10 protein-coding genes are annotated in these 15,437 nt (G+C 62.6%); 3 read left to right on the forward strand and 7 right to left on the reverse strand.

The genetic code is table 11. The features are described 5' to 3' along the window. The first annotated feature begins 22 nt into the window (after window positions 1–22). On the forward strand, window positions 23–1,492 hold the full coding sequence (locus tag ASC48_RS11690) for a M48 family metalloprotease (RefSeq protein WP_208975687.1): 1,470 nt from the start codon (window positions 23–25) through the stop codon (window positions 1,490–1,492). Window positions 1,493–1,847: 355 nt separating this feature from the next. Here ASC48_RS11690 and ASC48_RS11695 read toward each other — a convergent pair whose 3' ends face one another. The 5 genes from ASC48_RS11695 to ASC48_RS11715 all read right to left on the reverse strand — a co-directional run bounded on the left by ASC48_RS11695 (window position 1,848) and on the right by ASC48_RS11715 (window position 8,216). Continuing rightward, window positions 1,848–2,717, reverse strand: a complete 870-nt coding sequence (locus tag ASC48_RS11695; RefSeq protein WP_055455927.1) for an RNA polymerase factor sigma-32 — start codon at window positions 2,715–2,717, stop codon at window positions 1,848–1,850. A gap of 462 nt (window positions 2,718–3,179) precedes the next feature. Further along, window positions 3,180–3,752: a CarD family transcriptional regulator gene (locus tag ASC48_RS11700; RefSeq protein ID WP_055455928.1), complete on the reverse strand. Its 573-nt coding sequence runs from the start codon at window positions 3,750–3,752 to the stop codon at window positions 3,180–3,182. Between the two features lie 469 nt (window positions 3,753–4,221). Further along, a complete protein-coding gene (fdxA, locus tag ASC48_RS11705; RefSeq protein ID WP_055455929.1) occupies window positions 4,222–4,560 on the reverse strand; it encodes a ferredoxin FdxA in 339 nt (112 codons plus the stop codon). A gap of 198 nt (window positions 4,561–4,758) precedes the next feature. Further along, window positions 4,759–5,187, reverse strand: coding sequence for an RNA-binding S4 domain-containing protein (locus ASC48_RS11710; protein ID WP_055455930.1), 429 nt, complete (start codon window positions 5,185–5,187; stop codon window positions 4,759–4,761). After that, the gene (locus tag ASC48_RS11715) at window positions 5,184–8,216 is read right to left on the reverse strand and encodes a helicase-related protein (RefSeq protein WP_244270050.1); all 3,033 of its coding nucleotides are present in this window, start codon (window positions 8,214–8,216) and stop codon (window positions 5,184–5,186) included. The genes ASC48_RS11710 and ASC48_RS11715 overlap by 4 nt, the downstream gene beginning before the upstream one ends. 695 nt (window positions 8,217–8,911) lie before the next feature. On the opposite strand from ASC48_RS11715, the gene pyc reads away from it, so the two are divergent. Together pyc and ASC48_RS11725 are read left to right on the forward strand one after the other, a co-directional pair. After that, window positions 8,912–12,355, forward strand: a complete 3,444-nt coding sequence (gene pyc, locus ASC48_RS11720) for a pyruvate carboxylase (protein WP_055456045.1) — start codon at window positions 8,912–8,914, stop codon at window positions 12,353–12,355. Window positions 12,356–12,549: 194 nt separating this feature from the next. After that, on the forward strand, window positions 12,550–13,311 hold the full coding sequence (locus tag ASC48_RS11725; protein ID WP_055455932.1) for a TSUP family transporter: 762 nt from the start codon (window positions 12,550–12,552) through the stop codon (window positions 13,309–13,311). Window positions 13,312–13,313: 2 nt separating this feature from the next. On the opposite strand, the gene ASC48_RS11730 is transcribed toward ASC48_RS11725, so the two are convergent. Next, complete coding sequence (locus tag ASC48_RS11730; protein ID WP_055455933.1) at window positions 13,314–14,453, reverse strand: Fic family protein; 1,140 nt, start codon at window positions 14,451–14,453, stop codon at window positions 13,314–13,316. A gap of 205 nt (window positions 14,454–14,658) precedes the next feature. Beyond that, window positions 14,659–15,375 carry a glutamine amidotransferase gene (locus ASC48_RS11735; protein WP_055455934.1) on the reverse strand — a complete coding sequence of 239 codons (717 nt, stop codon included), beginning with the start codon at window positions 15,373–15,375 and terminating at the stop codon, window positions 14,659–14,661. Window positions 15,376–15,437 lie beyond the last annotated feature (62 nt).

The raw sequence follows: 15,437 nt of genomic DNA on the forward strand, positions 1-15,437 counted from the left end.
ATTGCCGGTTGGAACAGTGCCAGTGAAGAACCAGTCTAGTCCGGTGCGCAAGGCGCTCCGCACCCTGCTGACGGCAGGTCTGATGGCCAGTCTCGCGGGCTGCCAGATGCTGGGCGGCAATTCGGCTTCTGTGGGTGTTGTGGCGCCGGGCACGCTGCGGCCGGGCCTTGCGGCGGATATCGGCGCGCGCGAGCATCCACGTGTGGTGGCGACCTACGGCGGCGTCTATCAGAACCCCGGTGCGGAGCGGGCGATTGCGGCTGTTGTTGGCCGCCTCGTGGCTGCTTCCGATGATCCGAGCCAGAGCTACCGCATCACCATCCTCAATTCTCCGGCGGTGAATGCCTTCGCCCTGCCGGGTGGCTATCTCTACATCACCCGCGGGCTGCTGGCGCTGGCCAATGACACGTCCGAGGCTGCGGCGGTGCTGGCCCATGAAATGGCGCATGTGACGGCGAATCACGCCATCCAGCGCCAGCAGAAGGCCGAGGCTACGGAGCTCGCCAACCGCGTTGTCAGCAATGTGGTGAAGGATCCGGAGAAGGTGAAAGAGGCGGTCATCTCCTCGCAGCTCTCCTTTGCCCGCTTCTCGCAGGCACAGGAGCTGGAGGCGGACAAGATCGGCGTGCGCACGCTGGCCCGCGCCGGGTTTGATCCCTTCGCCGCCGCCCGCTTCCTCAATTCCATGTCGTCCTTTGCCGCCCTGCAGAGCGCCCGCAAGGAAGGCTCCTCCGCGCCGGACTTCATTTCCTCGCATCCGAGCACGCCGGAGCGGATGAACCTTGCCATTCAGGAGGCCCGCGCCATCAGCGCGCCGGGCATCGGCGAGCGTGACCGCACGGCCTATCTGTCGAATATCGACGGCATGCTGTTTGGCGATGATCCGCTGGAGGGCTTCGTGCGCGGGCGTGACTTCCTGCACAAGGCGCTTGGCATCGGTTTCTCGGTGCCGGCCGGCTATGTGCTGGAAAACTCGCCGGAGGCTGTGCTGGCCAGCAATGGCTCGGGCACGGCCATGCGCTTTGATGGTGCCGATCTGACCGGCTATGACAGCCTGCGCAGCTACATGAATGCGGGCTGGATCAACGGCCTCATTCCCGACAGCGTCAAGGAAACAACCATCAACGGCCTGCCGGCGGTTGTCGGCTCCGCGATCACGCAGGGCTGGTCCTTCCGCATCGCCGTGGTGCGCATCGGCCGCAATGGCTACCGCTTCATCTTTGCCAGCCGGGATCCGGGCGCGGCTTTCACCCGTGACTATGACCAGACGATCCAGAGCTTCCGCCAGCTGTCTCCGACAGAGCGGGCGCGGCTGCAGTCGCTGCGCATCAAGGTGGTGCAGAGCCGCGACGGCGATACGCCGCGCAGCCTCGCCATCGGCATGAGCGGCATCGAACCGTCCCGCCGGCTGGAGTTCTTCTCCGTGCTGAATGGCTTCCGCCCGGATGACGAGATCCCGGCAGGAACGTCGGTGAAGCTGGTGGTGGATTGAAGCGGGGGTGAGCTGAGCCTGAAACCGTGCCTGGGAGTCGTCCCGGACGGAGCGAGGCTGAGATCCGGGACCACTCGTTCGCAAAGCGGTGAGTGGTGCTTCCGGCGGTGACCCGTTGCCAAAGTTCAGGATGACAGAGGCGCTTTGCAAGCGGGTAGACCCCGGCTCGCGCTACGCTTGGCCGGGGTGACCCATACCAAGGCTCTGAGATGCTGACGCATCACGCCTTGAAAATGCTCAAGCGCCGCACGGGCTTAACCAGCGCTCGATGAGTTCAGGATCATCGAGCGCCGGTATCAATGCCCTGGCAGGGATCGCCGGTTAAAAGCACTCCTCCCCTGGGAGCATGCCCCTCTCACGGCATCAGGGCAAGACGGTCCGGCTGGGCCTTGAGCAGGGCTTCTTTCAGCTTTTCCAAAGCCCGGTTCTCGATCTGGCGGACACGCTCCTTGGAGATGCCCATGGTCTGGCCAATGGCCTCCAGCGTGGCGCTTTCTTCCTTCAGGCGCCGATCGCGCACGATCTGCCGTTCGCGCTCGGTCAGCACATTCATGGCGGAGCGCAGCCACTTGCGCTGGCGTTCGCCATCGATCTCGCCGCTCACCACTTCATCGGGAAGCGGTGCATCGGAGATGAGGAAGTCCTGCCGGTCGGCGCTGCTGCCTTCCGTGTCGGACAGGGGCGCGTTGAGCGAGGTGTCGGGACTGGACAGCCGGGCGCTCATCATGTCCACGTCGGCAATCTTCACGCCGATGGTCTCGGCGATCTGCCGGTGCATCTCGCTTTCGTTGATGCCCTGTTGCCCGGCGCTGATCTTGGCGCGCAGACGGCGCAGGTTGAAGAAGAGCGACTTCTGCGCCGAGGAGGTGCCCCCGCGCACGATCGACCAGTTGCGCAGAATATAGTCCTGGATGGAGGCGCGGATCCACCATGTGGCATAGGTGGAGAAGCGGACCTCGCGCTCCGGCTCGAACCGGCCTGCGGCTTCCAGCAAGCCGACATGGCCTTCCTGGATCAGGTCGTTCATCGGCAGGCCGAAGTTGCGGAATCGGGCGGCCACGGCGATGACGAGACGCATGTGTGAGAGGGACAGGCGGTCCAATGCGGCCTGATCCTGTTCATCCCGCCATTTGATGGCGAGCTGCTGTTCTTCCTCACGGCTAAGGTACGGCGCGTTGATGGCGGCCTTGACGATCTGACGCCGGGTGCTCATCGATGTACTCATGATGGCAGGCTCCCTGTTGCTTGTCGGATATGTTACGCCACTTGCGGCGGTCCAGATCAGCGTTTTCACCCGGTTTGGAAGGTGGCGTGGCAGTTAGGGAATGCAGTGCCCGTCAGCGCGCCTCAGGCACGCAAAGCTGCGGGGGAGGGCAACTTCTTGCCCAGAATAGGCTTTTCGTTTGAGGGCTGCCTTTCGGCCTGCCCGCCGGGCCAAGTTTCTGGCACATTCTGACGCAGGCGCATCACGAAAATGTGGCTGCAGCGTCTCATCATACCAAGGCATCCGAGATGCTGACGCATCACGCCCTGGGGCTGTCAAACCCCGCACGGGCCTGATCGGTTCCCGGTTAAGCCAGGTTCATCGGAAGTTAGTATGAGACAATGGCCTCAGTGAGGGCAAAGAACGAAAAGGGCGCTCAGCTTACGCCGGACGCCCTTCCTGATCGTAGAAGATGCGGCCTGATCAGGCGGCTTCTTCTTCCTGTTCGTCTTCTTCCTCGGCGCTCTTGACCCGGGCCGGGGTTTTGGCGAGGTTCTGCTCAATCTGCTTGACGGCTTCCGTCTCGGAGCACTTGTTTACGGCAGCGATTTCACGCGCCATCCGGTCCAGTGCAGCTTCATAGAGCTGGCGCTCGGAATAGGACTGTTCCGGCTGGGCGTCGGAGCGGTAGAGATCGCGCACGACTTCGGAAATGGCCAGCAGGTCGCCGGAGTTGATCTTGGCTTCGTATTCCTGGGCGCGGCGGCTCCACATGGTGCGCTTGACGCGCGGACGGCCGCGAACGGTCTCCAGAGCCTTCTTCACAGCAGCGGCATCCGCCAGCTTGCGCATGCCGACCGAGGCGATCTTGGCGACGGGGACACGCAGGGTCATCTTGTCCTTCTCGAAGCTGATGACCAGCAGTTCCAGCGCATAACCTGCAACGCTCTGTTCTTCGATGGCCGTGATCTGGCCGACGCCGTGAGCGGGATAAACGATATGTTCGCCAGTCTTGAAGCCCTGACGCTGCGCGGTCTTCTTGGTGGGGGTTGCCATACGCTTCGTAACTCCTGCGCAGTTACGGCTGAATGAGCCGTACCGGGCCGCCACGGGGCGGACCGTTGTTCCTGTGATAACGCAAACCGGACCGGAACCTGCTCGCGCATGAGCTCCGGACCTGTCTGTACGTCTTGGGTGGTCAGCCGCCGGTGCTCGCCGGTTCAAACGGGCCGCATTTCACATGTGCGTGGCTGCGGAGAAACTTGATCTCGCGCACGATCCAGCGGTGGACTGCGACCATAAAAAAACCTCCAGGGGGAGGGGTGAACCAAGACTGCGACGACTACTTGAACAACCTATCACAAAAACTCAAAAAACCAAAGCAGAAAGCGACCGGGTGTTATCCCGGCCGCTCTGGCAACTTGCTTCCGTATCGTAACCTGCAGGCTTCCGCCATGCGTCAAGTCAAGGATTTCCCGCTTTTGCCAAGGCTGCGGGATGCTGACGCATCAAGCCTTGCGATGGCTCAGGCGCCGTCCGGACCGTTGGGCGAGAAGTGGGTTTCCAGCTTGTTCTTGATGCCGTCAAACTCGGGTGCCTCGGGAAGGGCATCCTTCTTCTCGGTGATGTTGGGCCACTTTGCCGCATATTCGGCGTTGAGCTCGATCCACTTCTCAAGGCCGGGTTCGGTATCCGGCAGAATGGCTTCGGCCGGGCACTCGGGCTCGCACACGCCGCAGTCGATGCATTCGTCCGGATTGATGACGAGCATGTTCTCGCCTTCATAGAAACAATCGACCGGGCAAACTTCGACACAGTCGGTGTACTTGCACATGATGCAGTTGTCAGTGACGACGTAGGTCATCGCGTTCCTCTTGATGGCGCTGGCGGTATCAGCCGGTCCTCGTGCCGTCTCCCTCAGCTACGGCGGACCTGCAGAGCCTGCTTCCCGTTTCAGGGCCGTTGCCTACCGCTTTTGCCCCTTTGTGGCAAGCACAGTAAGGGCAGGAATGGCGTGCGAAAAGAAAAGGGCATGCGTCCTTTTGCCTGTCAGGGGATCAACTTACTCCGGATCATCGAGGCCGGAGTGAAAAGCGTCCATGCGGCGCCGGTCGCGTTTGGTGGGGCGGCCCGATCCGGGATCCCGCTGCGCCGGGGCAGAGGGCACATCCGCGCGCGGGGCGGGTGGCGGGGTCAGGTCCTTGTAGAGCAGCTGTGCTTCCGGGGCCGGGCCGCGCCGGGTGCCGAGACCGGCGACTTCCAGCACGACAACCCGCCGTTCCAGCGTGATGGTCAGCACATCGCCGGTGCGGATGGCCTTGCTGGCGCTGCCGATCTTTTCGCGGTTGACACGCACATGCCCGCCGGCGGCCAGTTTCTGAGCCAGCGTGCGGGATTTCGTTACCCTGGCAAACCAGAGCCACTTGTCGATCCGCTGCGAGGCGGACGGCCCCGCGTGCGGGGCCGCGTCTGATGTGCCTTTGGCGCTCAGGACTTGCCTTTCTCCATGTTGGCCTTCAGAGCCAGCAGGGCTGCGAAGGGCGAGTTCGGATCCATCGGCTTTTCCGGACGCGGCGCACGGTCACGCTGGCCGGCATGGCCCTGACCCTGCTTCTGGCCCTGATGATGCGGCTTGCCGCCCTTGCCGCCTTCGCGCCGGTCATCACGGCGTCCTTCGCGGTTGCCGTCACGGTTTCCACGGTGTTCGCCGCCGGAGCGGTTGCGGCCGCCTTCTGCGCCTTCGCTTTCGCCGCGCTTGCCCTGCTGCGCACGGCCACGGCCGCCCTTGTTGCGGTCACCGCGCTCAGCTCCGCCACGGCGCTCGCCAGCTTCACCGCCCTGACGCGAACGCCCGCCGGTGCGGCCCGGACGCCAGATGTCGATGGTGATGGTTTCGGTGGCAACGGCTGCGGCAGCTTCACCGGCGTCAGCCGTTTCTGCCTCAGTCTCGGTTGCGGTTTTTTCCGCTGCAACTTCCGCTTCCGCCGGGGCGGTTTCGGCCGCGGCAGTATCGGCAGGTGCGGCCTCAACCGTCACGCTGGCCACGGGAGCAACTGCGACCGGGCGCTCGATCTCGCGTTTCTCGTTGCGGTAGCCGAGGGACTTCAGGATTTCCGTGAAGTCGTCACCGGCGCAGCCCAGCAGCGAGGTCATGGCCACGGTGACGGTGAAGCCGCCGCCCTGCGCAATGGCACCGTCGGGCGGGGTGACGCTGGCATCAAGCGGTTTCCAGGCGATCAGCGGGCGGATAAGATCCGCCAGACGCTCCAGAATGTCGACGCGCACGGCGCGCGGGCCGCAGACGCGGAAGCCGACAACCTTGTACAGCGCCTTGTCGATCTGCGGATCGACGGAGATCGAGGTGCGGCCCGAGGCGGACAGCTGCGGCAGCTCCACGAGGCCGGGCATGTCCGGCGTGCCGTGCTTCAGCGCCCAGAGCTGGGCCAGAAGCTGGCTCGGAGCCGGCTTCAGCAGGGCCGGGACATAGATGTTGTAGGCGCCAAAGCGGACACCCAGCTTGCGCAGCGAGGCGCGCATGTCCTGATCGAGCTGGCGCACATCATTGGCCACATCCTGGCGTTCCAGAATGCCGAGCGCCTCATAGATGCGGTAAGCGATGCCACGGGCAAGGCCTTCCAGCCCTTCGGCGTCCTTCAGGTCGATCAGCGGCTTCAGCAGCGTGCCGACATGGGCTTTCACCCACAGGTCAACGCGGGCCTGCACCCGGTCACGGGCGGGGCCGGTCAGATGCTCGTCGGCCAGCAGCACGAAGCCGGGCACCAGCGCGTCGTCACCGGCGGTGAGACGGGCGACAGGTTCGCCCTGCCAGCGGATGGTGCCGTCCGTGCTCAGGACGAAATCTTCATTGGGCGCGCGCGACAGCCGGTCGGAACGGGCTTCGATCTCGCTGGCCAGTGCCTTCTGGGCTGCTGCGCGTACGGCCTTCCCTTCCGGGCTGTCCGCAACCGCATCCGGCGCGAACCGGAACCCTTGCAGGCGGCCGATATGCTGGCCCTCCACAAGGACGTCCCCAGTCTGCGTGATTTCCGCTTCCAACATGGCGTTCTCTCTCAAACGTCTCATCAATACGCTTGTCCGCCTGTCCACGAACCGTTGGGTCAAACGGTCATGCAGGGCGTCCGACAGTCTGTCTTCAATGCCTCTGGTGACACCCTGCCAGTGAACAGGGTCCTTCAGCCATTCGGCACGGTTTGCCACGAAAGTCCAGGTGCGGATGTGCGCAATCCGGTTCGCAAGAGTGTCGATATCACCATCCACCCTGTCTGCGAAAGCCACTTGACGCTGAAACCAGTCTTCATCGACCACCCCGTTGCGCACGAGCAACGTGTATAGGTGGATAAGCAGGTCTCCGTGGTTAGCCGGAGCAATCTTGCGATAGTCCGGCACCTGGCAGACATCCCAGAGCAGCGCCACCCGCGAGGGGGAGGACGCCATGTCGCGGATGCCGTGATCCTTTGCGGCATATTCGAGGGCCTGCGCGTCGTCGGCGGGTGGTGCGCGCACCAGCCCGTCTTCGCGCGGAGGCAGATCCAGTGTGTCACGCAGGCTGGAAACCGACGTGAAATCGAGCTGCGTGTTGCGCCACTGGAAAACTTTCAGTGCATCGAACCGGTGGCTTTCGATCATCTCCACGAGATCATCGGACAAGGGATCGGCACGGCCCGTCACGCCGAAGGAGCCATCGCGCATGTGGCGCCCGGCGCGCCCGGCGATCTGGCCCATCTCGGCGGGGCTGAGATTGCGGTATTGATAGCCGTCGAACTTGCGGTTCCCGGCAAAAGCGATGTGGTCCACATCCAGATTGAGGCCCATGCCGATCGCGTCGGTGGCGATCAGGTAGTCCACGTCGCCGTTCTGGAACAGCTCTACCTGTGCGTTGCGGGTGCGCGGGCTGAGCGAGCCCAGCACCACCGCCGCGCCGCCGCGCTGACGGCGGATCAGCTCGGCAATCGCATAGACCTCGCTGGAGGAGAAGGCGACGACGGCGGAACGGGCCGGCAGGCGCGAAATCTTCTTGGAGCCTGCATAGGTCAGCACCGACATGCGCGGCCGCGTCACCACATTAAGGCCGGGAATGAGCTTTTCCAGCAGAGGGCGGGCGGTCGCAGAGCCCAGCAGCAGCGTCTCGGAGCGGCCGCGCAGGTTCAGGATGCGGTTGGTGAAGACGTGGCCGCGCTCCATGTCGGCTGCCAGCTGCACCTCGTCGATGGCGACGAATTCGGTGTTGAGATCAAGCGGCATCGCCTCGACCGTCGAAACCCAGAAGCGCGGTGCCTTGGGGACGATCTTCTCTTCGCCCGTGATCAGGGCAACCGAAGCCTCGCCTGCGCGCTCCACCAGACGGCTATAGACCTCGCGCGCCAGCAGGCGCAGCGGCAGGCCGATGAGGCCGGAGGGCTGTGCCAGCATCCGCTCGATGGCGAGATGGGTCTTGCCGGTGTTGGTCGGGCCCAGCACCGCCGTAACGGTTCTGGACCGGGCGGCCGGCGGCAAGGTCATGATCTGGATCGCAGGCATCGCGCGGAGTGCTTCGTTCGGCCGGGTGTCTTGGCCCTCACAAATGTCAGGGCATGCGGAAGGCTGTCTAGCATAGGGTCTTCCCCCTGTCCCTCACGATTTTCGGCCCCGGTTCTAACGCGGCGCCATGGCTGAAACGGGGCAGCGAATCCGGGCAAAGGAACGAGTCTGGAACAAAGGCTGATCGAATCGCAGACAGGCCGCGAGTCTGTTTTTGTTCCCTACGACATGTGGTTTCCGGCAAGGGGTTGGCTACGAAATCCTGAATCTGGCCAAGGATTTAAGGTGGGCAGGGGGACGTTTTCCAGAATCGCGTCAAGCGCAGGAAGTCGTGCAGATCAGGTTAACCGGGTCAGCAATTTTCATGAGCGCTATCTCAACCTTCAGCACCAAAGCGGAACGGCTCATGCACGAATCGCTGTCCGTTATGCGTTTTTGTTTTGTTCCTACGACAGTTTGTAGTGTTCAGGCGGCGGGGCCACGAAATAGGGGGAGGGGAACGTAACTGGTTGCTCCTGGCAACCAGTTGAACCGGGTCAAAAATAAAGAATTATGTCCCATTATGGGGCGTTTGATTGTTGAGCTGGCGCAGGCGAATAGGTCAAGAGTGTTGGCTCTTTTCTTTGCCCTCATCCCTTTGTATGACTCATGCGCTTTCATATTGGGGAGGTATGGGCTTGGCCATCCGTAAGATTCTCGTTGCCAACAGATCTGAAATCGCCATCCGCGTGTTCCGTGCCGCGAATGAGCTTGGGCTGAAAACCGTCGCCATCTTTGCCGAGCAGGACAAACTGGCGCTGCACCGCTTCAAGGCCGACGAGGCCTATCAGGTCGGCAAGGGCCTGGGCCCGATCGAGGCCTATCTGTCCATCGACGAGATCATCCGGGTTGCCAAACTCTCGGGCGCCGATGCCATCCACCCGGGCTATGGCTTCCTGTCGGAGAGCCCCGAATTTGCTGAGGCCTGCGCCCAGAATGGCATCATCTTCATCGGCCCGCAGCCCGAGACCATGCGCCGCCTTGGCAATAAGGTGGCAGCGCGCAATCTCGCCATCGAGGCCGGGGTTCCGGTCATGCCGGCCACCGATCCTCTGCCCGATGACATCGAGGAGATCAAGCGTCAGGCGGATGGGATCGGCTATCCGGTGATGCTCAAGGCCTCCTGGGGCGGCGGCGGGCGCGGCATGCGCGTCATCCGCGACGAGGCCACGCTGGTGCGCGAAGTGGTCGCTGCCAAGCGCGAGGCCAAGGCCGCCTTCGGCAAGGACGAGATCTATCTGGAAAAGCTGGTCGAGCGCGCCCGTCATGTGGAAGTGCAGATCCTGGGCGATTCGCACGGCAATCTGGTGCATCTGTTCGAGCGTGACTGCTCCATCCAGCGCCGCCACCAGAAGGTCGTGGAACGTGCGCCCGCGCCGTATCTGTCCGAGGCGCAGCGGCAGGAACTGTGCGGCTATGGCTTGAAAATCGGCCAGGCTGTGAACTACTGCGGGGCCGGGACTGTCGAGTTCCTGATGGATTCGGACACAGGCGCCATCTATTTCATCGAAGTGAACCCGCGCGTGCAGGTGGAGCATACGGTGACCGAGCAGGTGACCGGCATCGACATCGTCAAGGCGCAGATCCGTATCGCAGACGGGGCCGCCATCGGTACCGAGGCGAGCGGCGTTCCCGTGCAGGACGATGTGCGGCTCAACGGCCATGCGCTGCAGTGCCGCATCACCACCGAAGACCCGGAACAGAACTTCATCCCCGACTATGGCCGCATCACTGCCTATCGCGGGGCAACCGGCTTCGGCATCCGTCTCGATGGCGGCACGGCCTATTCGGGCGCGGTGATCACCCGCTTCTACGATCCGCTGCTGGAAAAGGTGACCGCCTGGGCCCCCAGCGCCGAGGAAGCCTGCAAGCGCATGGAGCGCGCCTTGCGCGAGTTCCGCATCCGCGGCGTGGCGACCAATCTTGTGTTCCTTGAGAACATCATCGGCCACCCGGACTTCCGCGCCAACAACTACACCACGCGCTTTATCGACAGCACGCCAGAACTGTTTGCGCAGGTGAAGCGTCAGGACCGCGCCACCAAGCTGCTGACCTACATCGCCGATGTTTCCGTCAACGGCCATCCGGAAACCCGCTCGCGCCCGCGCCCCGGCCGGGAAGCGGCGGCGCCGGTGGTGCCGGATTTCGGCAGTGTGAAGCCCGATGGCACCCGTCAGCTGCTGGAACGGCTGGGGCCGAAGGGCTTTGCGAACTGGATGAAGGCGCAGCCGCAGGTGCTGGTGACCGATACCACCATGCGTGATGGCCACCAGTCGCTGCTGGCGACCCGCGTGCGCACCCATGACATTGCCGCCATCACCGATGCCTATGCCAGCGGTCTGCCGCAGCTTCTGTCGCTGGAATGCTGGGGCGGGGCGACCTTTGACGTGGCCATGCGCTTCCTGACGGAAGATCCGTGGGAGCGCCTGCGCCTGATCCGCCAGAAGGCGCCGAATATTCTGCTGCAAATGCTGCTGCGCGGCTCCAACGGCGTTGGCTACACCAACTATCCGGACAATGTGGTGCGCTTCTTCGTGCATCAGGCGGCCCAGAACGGGGTCGATCTGTTCCGCGTGTTCGACTGCCTCAACTGGGTGGAGAACATGCGTGTCTCCATCGACGCGGTGCTGGAGACGGACAAGCTCTGCGAGGGTGCGCTGTGCTACACGGGCGATCTGCTCGACAGTGCAAGGCCGAAATATGACCTGAAGTACTATGTCAGCCTTGCCAAGGAGCTGGAGAAGGCCGGCGCGCATATCCTTGCCGTCAAGGATATGGCGGGCCTGCTGAAGCCTGCGGCCGCACGCATCCTGTTCAAGGCGCTGAAGGAAGAAATCGGCATTCCGATCCACTTCCACACGCATGACACTTCCGGCGTTTCGGCTGCGACGGTGCTGGCTGCTGTGGATGCAGGCGTCGATGCCATTGATGCAGCGATGGATGCCTTCTCCGGCAACACTTCGCAGCCCTGCCTTGGCTCCATCGTGGAGGCGCTGAAGGGCTTGGACCGGGATCCGGGGCTTTCGGCAGAGGCCATCCGCCGTATTTCCTTCTACTGGGAAGCGGTGCGCGGCCAGTATGCGGCCTTCGAAAGCGACCTCAAGGGACCGGCCTCCGAAGTCTATCTGCACGAGATGCCGGGCGGCCAGTTCACCAATCTCAAGGAACAGGCGCGCTCGCTTGGTCTTGAAACCCGCTGGCACGAAGTGGCGCAGGCCTATGCCGATGCCAACATGATGTTCGGCGATATCGTCAAGGTCACGCCGTCCTCCAAGGTGGTCGGCGACATGGCGCTGATGATGGTCAGCCAGGGGCTGACGGTGGCCGATGTGGTGGACCCCTCAAAGGATGTGGCCTTCCCCGATTCCGTGGTGCAGATGCTGCGCGGCGATCTGGGGCAGCCCCCGGCCGGCTGGCCGCAGGCGCTGCAGGCCAAGGTGCTGAAGGGCGATACGCCCATCACCGTCCGCCCCGGCTCGCTCCTGAAGCCGGAGGATCTGGAAGCCCGCCGCAAGGAAGCGGCCGAAAAGACCGGGCTTGAGATCAGCGACATGGATCTGGCGTCCTATCTCATGTACCCGAAGGTCTACACCGACTTTGCCAAGGCGCAGAGCCAGTACGGCCCGACCTCCGTGCTGCCGACGCCGGTCTATTTCTACGGGCTTGAGGTGGGCGAGGAAATTCTCGTCGAGCTGGAACCAGGCAAGACGCTGGTGGTCCGCTGTCAGGCGATGGGTGAAACGGACGAGCAGGGCGAGAAGAAGGTGTTCTTCGAGCTGAACGGCCAGCCGCGCATCATCAAGGTGCCGGACCGGGCCCATGGCGCGGCAGGCAATGCCGCCCGCCGCAAGGCCGAGGCCGGCAACGAGGCCCACGTCGGCGCGCCGATGCCGGGCGTCATCTCCAGCGTTGCCATTGCGGCGGGGCAGGCGGTCAAGGCCGGTGACGTGCTCTTGTCCATCGAAGCCATGAAGATGGAAACCGCGCTTCATGCCGAGCGCGACGGTGTGGTCTCCGAAGTGCTCGTCACCCCCGGCAGCCAGATCGACGCCAAGGACCTGCTTGTGGTGTTCAAGGCCTGAGTGCAACGGCCGGACAGGAAATGCCCAAGGGGAGGCTTCGGTCTCCCCTTTTTGCTTCAACCTGTTCAACCCCGTAAACCGCCCTTGCCAGTCCTCCTATTCCGTGGCATCGCAGGCGTCCCATTCCCTGATGCTGGCCCGTGCCGCCGCCTTATATGAGGCGGCAGGACACCAGCCCCTTCCGGTGCTCTTCCATGGAACTGTCCTATGAGGTTCTCGGCCTCCTGTTTTTTGCCGCTCTCATGGCTGGCTGGATCGATGCGATTGCAGGCGGCGGCGGACTGATCACCATCCCCGCGCTGCTGCTGGCGGGCCTGCCGCCCGCAACGGCGCTGGCGACCAACAAGCTGCAGGGCAGTTCCGGCACGCTGACAGCGGCCACCTATTTCATCAGCCGGGGCATGGTGTCGGTACGGGCAAACATCCTGCCCATGATTGCCATATCCCTGGGCTCCATTTTCGGCGGCTGGGTGCTGCAGCAGATCAATGCGGAGCTGCTGGTGCTGTTCATTCCGCTCCTGCTGGTGTCGATTGGCCTCTATTTCCTGTTCTTCGCCAGGAACCTTGATGAAGAGCGGGCGCCGCGCATGAGCGCAGAGCGCTACGCCGTGACCGCTGCGCCTGCCATAGGCTTTTATGATGGTTTCTTCGGGCCGGGCACCGGGTCTTTCAGCTCCACGTCGCTGGTGCTGCTGCGCGGCATGACCATCCGCGATGCCACCGCGCATGCCAAGCTGTTCAACCTGACCAGCAATCTGGGCGCGCTGTTCTATTTCATTCTCTTCGGCCAGATCGCCTGGGTGGCGGGCGGTGTCATGGTGCTGGGGCAGATGGCCGGTGCCTATCTCGGCGCCCATTTCGCTGTCAGGGGCGGGGCAAGGATCATCCGTCCGGTCACTGTCATCGTATGCTTTGCCATGAGCCTTCGCGTGCTCATCAGCGTCTGGCCGTGGTGAGGTTACTCTCTCACGACCGACAATAGCGGCTCAAAGGCATACAGACCGGGCCGTCTGCCGGCTGGGGCCTCAAGCGTCTTCAACATGCCAGACTCAACCAGTGCTTTAGTAAACCGCTGGGCTGTGGCAGCCGGTATTCCTGACCGGCTTGTAAAGACATTGTTTCTGAAGACGGGGCGCGAAAACATGAAATCGAGCGCATTGATGCTCCACTGGGATGACAGTTCTTCGCGAAACTGGAGCTTCATGTCCTCGTAGAGATTTCTGATGTTCTCAGCTGTCTGCAGGTTTTCGTAGGCCTGACTTGCAAGAGCATCAAGGAAAAATATGACCCAGTCTGTCCAGGCACCAGTCCTGGAGACCTCGCGCATTCTATCGATGTATTCGTCTCGATGGATTTCAAAGTACCGGCTGATATAGAAATGCGGCGCCGATATCAGCTTGCTCTGCCACAATGTCAGTGTGATCAGCATCCGTCCGATGCGCCCGTTGCCGTCCTTGAACGGGTGCAGGGCCTCGAATTCAACGTGGGAAACAGCGGTTTTGATCAGTTCTTCATCGTCGGAGGTACTGATGTAGCTGATCAGGTTGTCGAGGCCATGGGCAAGTTGTTCCGGCGAGGCGGGAACGAACATGACTTTCCTGCGCACCTTGTCGACCAGATAGTTTTGCTCATCCTTGAAATCACCCGGCGAAAGATGGGCTCCGCGCCCAAAGCCCAGCAGCACTGCGTGGATCGATCTCAGAAGCCACTTCGACAGTGGCGCTCCATCTTCCATGCTCTTCTGGGCCTGCCGCAGGGCCCGGGCATAAAGGAAGACTTCCATGGTCTCGCCGCGGTACCTTGCATCGTTGCCATCCGCATCTCCTTCCTTGTCGGCTTCGTAGCGCAGCACTTCATCAAGCGTGCTGACGGTGCCTTCGATTCTGGAGGAGATAACGGCTTCCTTGTTGCGCAAGGGAGCAAGAAGAATCTCGCTGTTGTGCAGATTTTTCAGCATCTGATCATAGCGTGCCAAAGCTTCACGTGCTTTGGCGAGCGGCTTCACGATGCGTGAGAAATTGAGCTCTTCGGGTGGAAAGCCGCCATAGTGATAGCCCACTGCGTTTTCGAAGGAGAGGCCCGAGGGATGCGGGGTCATTGTGGTCTCTGCTAGCTTTGCCTTGTACCGCGATGGCGGCGCAAGTCCGGACTGTCAGGAGTATGTTCCGCCCTTCGGGAGTTTGTCTATCAAATCCTTCGCTTTATGCAAGACAATGGTGCTTGCCCCTCACCCGTGAGAGGCAAAGCTATTTGTGTCTCACATGTTGCATTTCTTGCAATTCAATCTTGGCCGTGGTGAGGTTTTACCCAGCCCGCCCGATCCAGATGTCGAGGAAGTCGTCCAGCCATTTGCGCAAGGCCTGGTCGAAGACGTAGCGGCCGGCGAAATGGTCCTGGCGGCCTTGCGCACCGGGCAGGGACATGCGGGGAGCACCCTTGGTGGTCCAGCGCACCATCATGGCGTGGGTAAGTTCCGGATGGAACTGAATGCCATAGGCGGCCGGGCCGACACGGATGGCCTGATTGGGATAGGTGTCGCCCGATGCCAGAAGATCGGCCCCGCGCGGCAGGTCGAAGCCTTCCCGGTGCCATTGGTACACCTTGGATGGCCAGTGCATCAGCGATTTGCCGGTTTCTGTAGGGTACAGCGGATAATAGCCGATCTCGACCAGATCCTGCGGATGGGCTCCTACCTTACCGCCCAGATGCTTCACCATCATCTGCGCGCCAAGGCAAATGCCAAGAAAGGGCTTCTGCTCTGCGAGAGGCACGCCGATCCAGTCGATCTCCCGGTGGACGAAGGCTTCCGGATCATTGGCGCTCATCGGCCCGCCGAAGATGACGGCACCCGCGTGATGCTCCATCGTGTGGGGCAGCGTGTCGCCGAAGCGCGGGCGGCGGATGTCCAGTGCAAAGCCGCGCTTCACCAGTTCCTGCCCCACACGGCCGGGCGACGAGGTTTCCTGATGCAGGACGATCAGGATGCGCGGCCGGTGCGGGGAAGCAGGATCAGGATTCATGGCGTCACGATAACGTTGCAACCGGCCCGGCGTCGAGCGCTAATCCAGAGCAATATGCCATG

The organism is Pannonibacter indicus (genome assembly GCF_001418225.1).
Lineage (GTDB): Bacteria > Pseudomonadota > Alphaproteobacteria > Rhizobiales > Stappiaceae > Pannonibacter > Pannonibacter indicus.

Excerpts from the sequence above, each read along its gene's own strand:
- ASC48_RS11695 (WP_055455927.1), bottom strand. The coding sequence starts at position 2,717 with ATGAGTACATCGATGAGCACCCGGCGTCAGATCGTCAAGGCCGCCATC.
- ASC48_RS11700 (WP_055455928.1), bottom strand. The coding sequence starts at position 3,752 with ATGGCAACCCCCACCAAGAAGACCGCGCAGCGTCAGGGCTTCAAGACT.
- fdxA (WP_055455929.1), bottom strand. The coding sequence starts at position 4,560 with ATGACCTACGTCGTCACTGACAACTGCATCATGTGCAAGTACACCGAC.
- ASC48_RS11715 (WP_244270050.1), bottom strand. The coding sequence starts at position 8,216 with ATGACCTTGCCGCCGGCCGCCCGGTCCAGAACCGTTACGGCGGTGCTG.
- ASC48_RS11725 (WP_055455932.1), top strand. The coding sequence starts at position 12,550 with ATGGAACTGTCCTATGAGGTTCTCGGCCTCCTGTTTTTTGCCGCTCTC.
- ASC48_RS11730 (WP_055455933.1), bottom strand. The coding sequence starts at position 14,453 with ATGACCCCGCATCCCTCGGGCCTCTCCTTCGAAAACGCAGTGGGCTAT.
- ASC48_RS11735 (WP_055455934.1), bottom strand. The coding sequence starts at position 15,375 with ATGAATCCTGATCCTGCTTCCCCGCACCGGCCGCGCATCCTGATCGTC.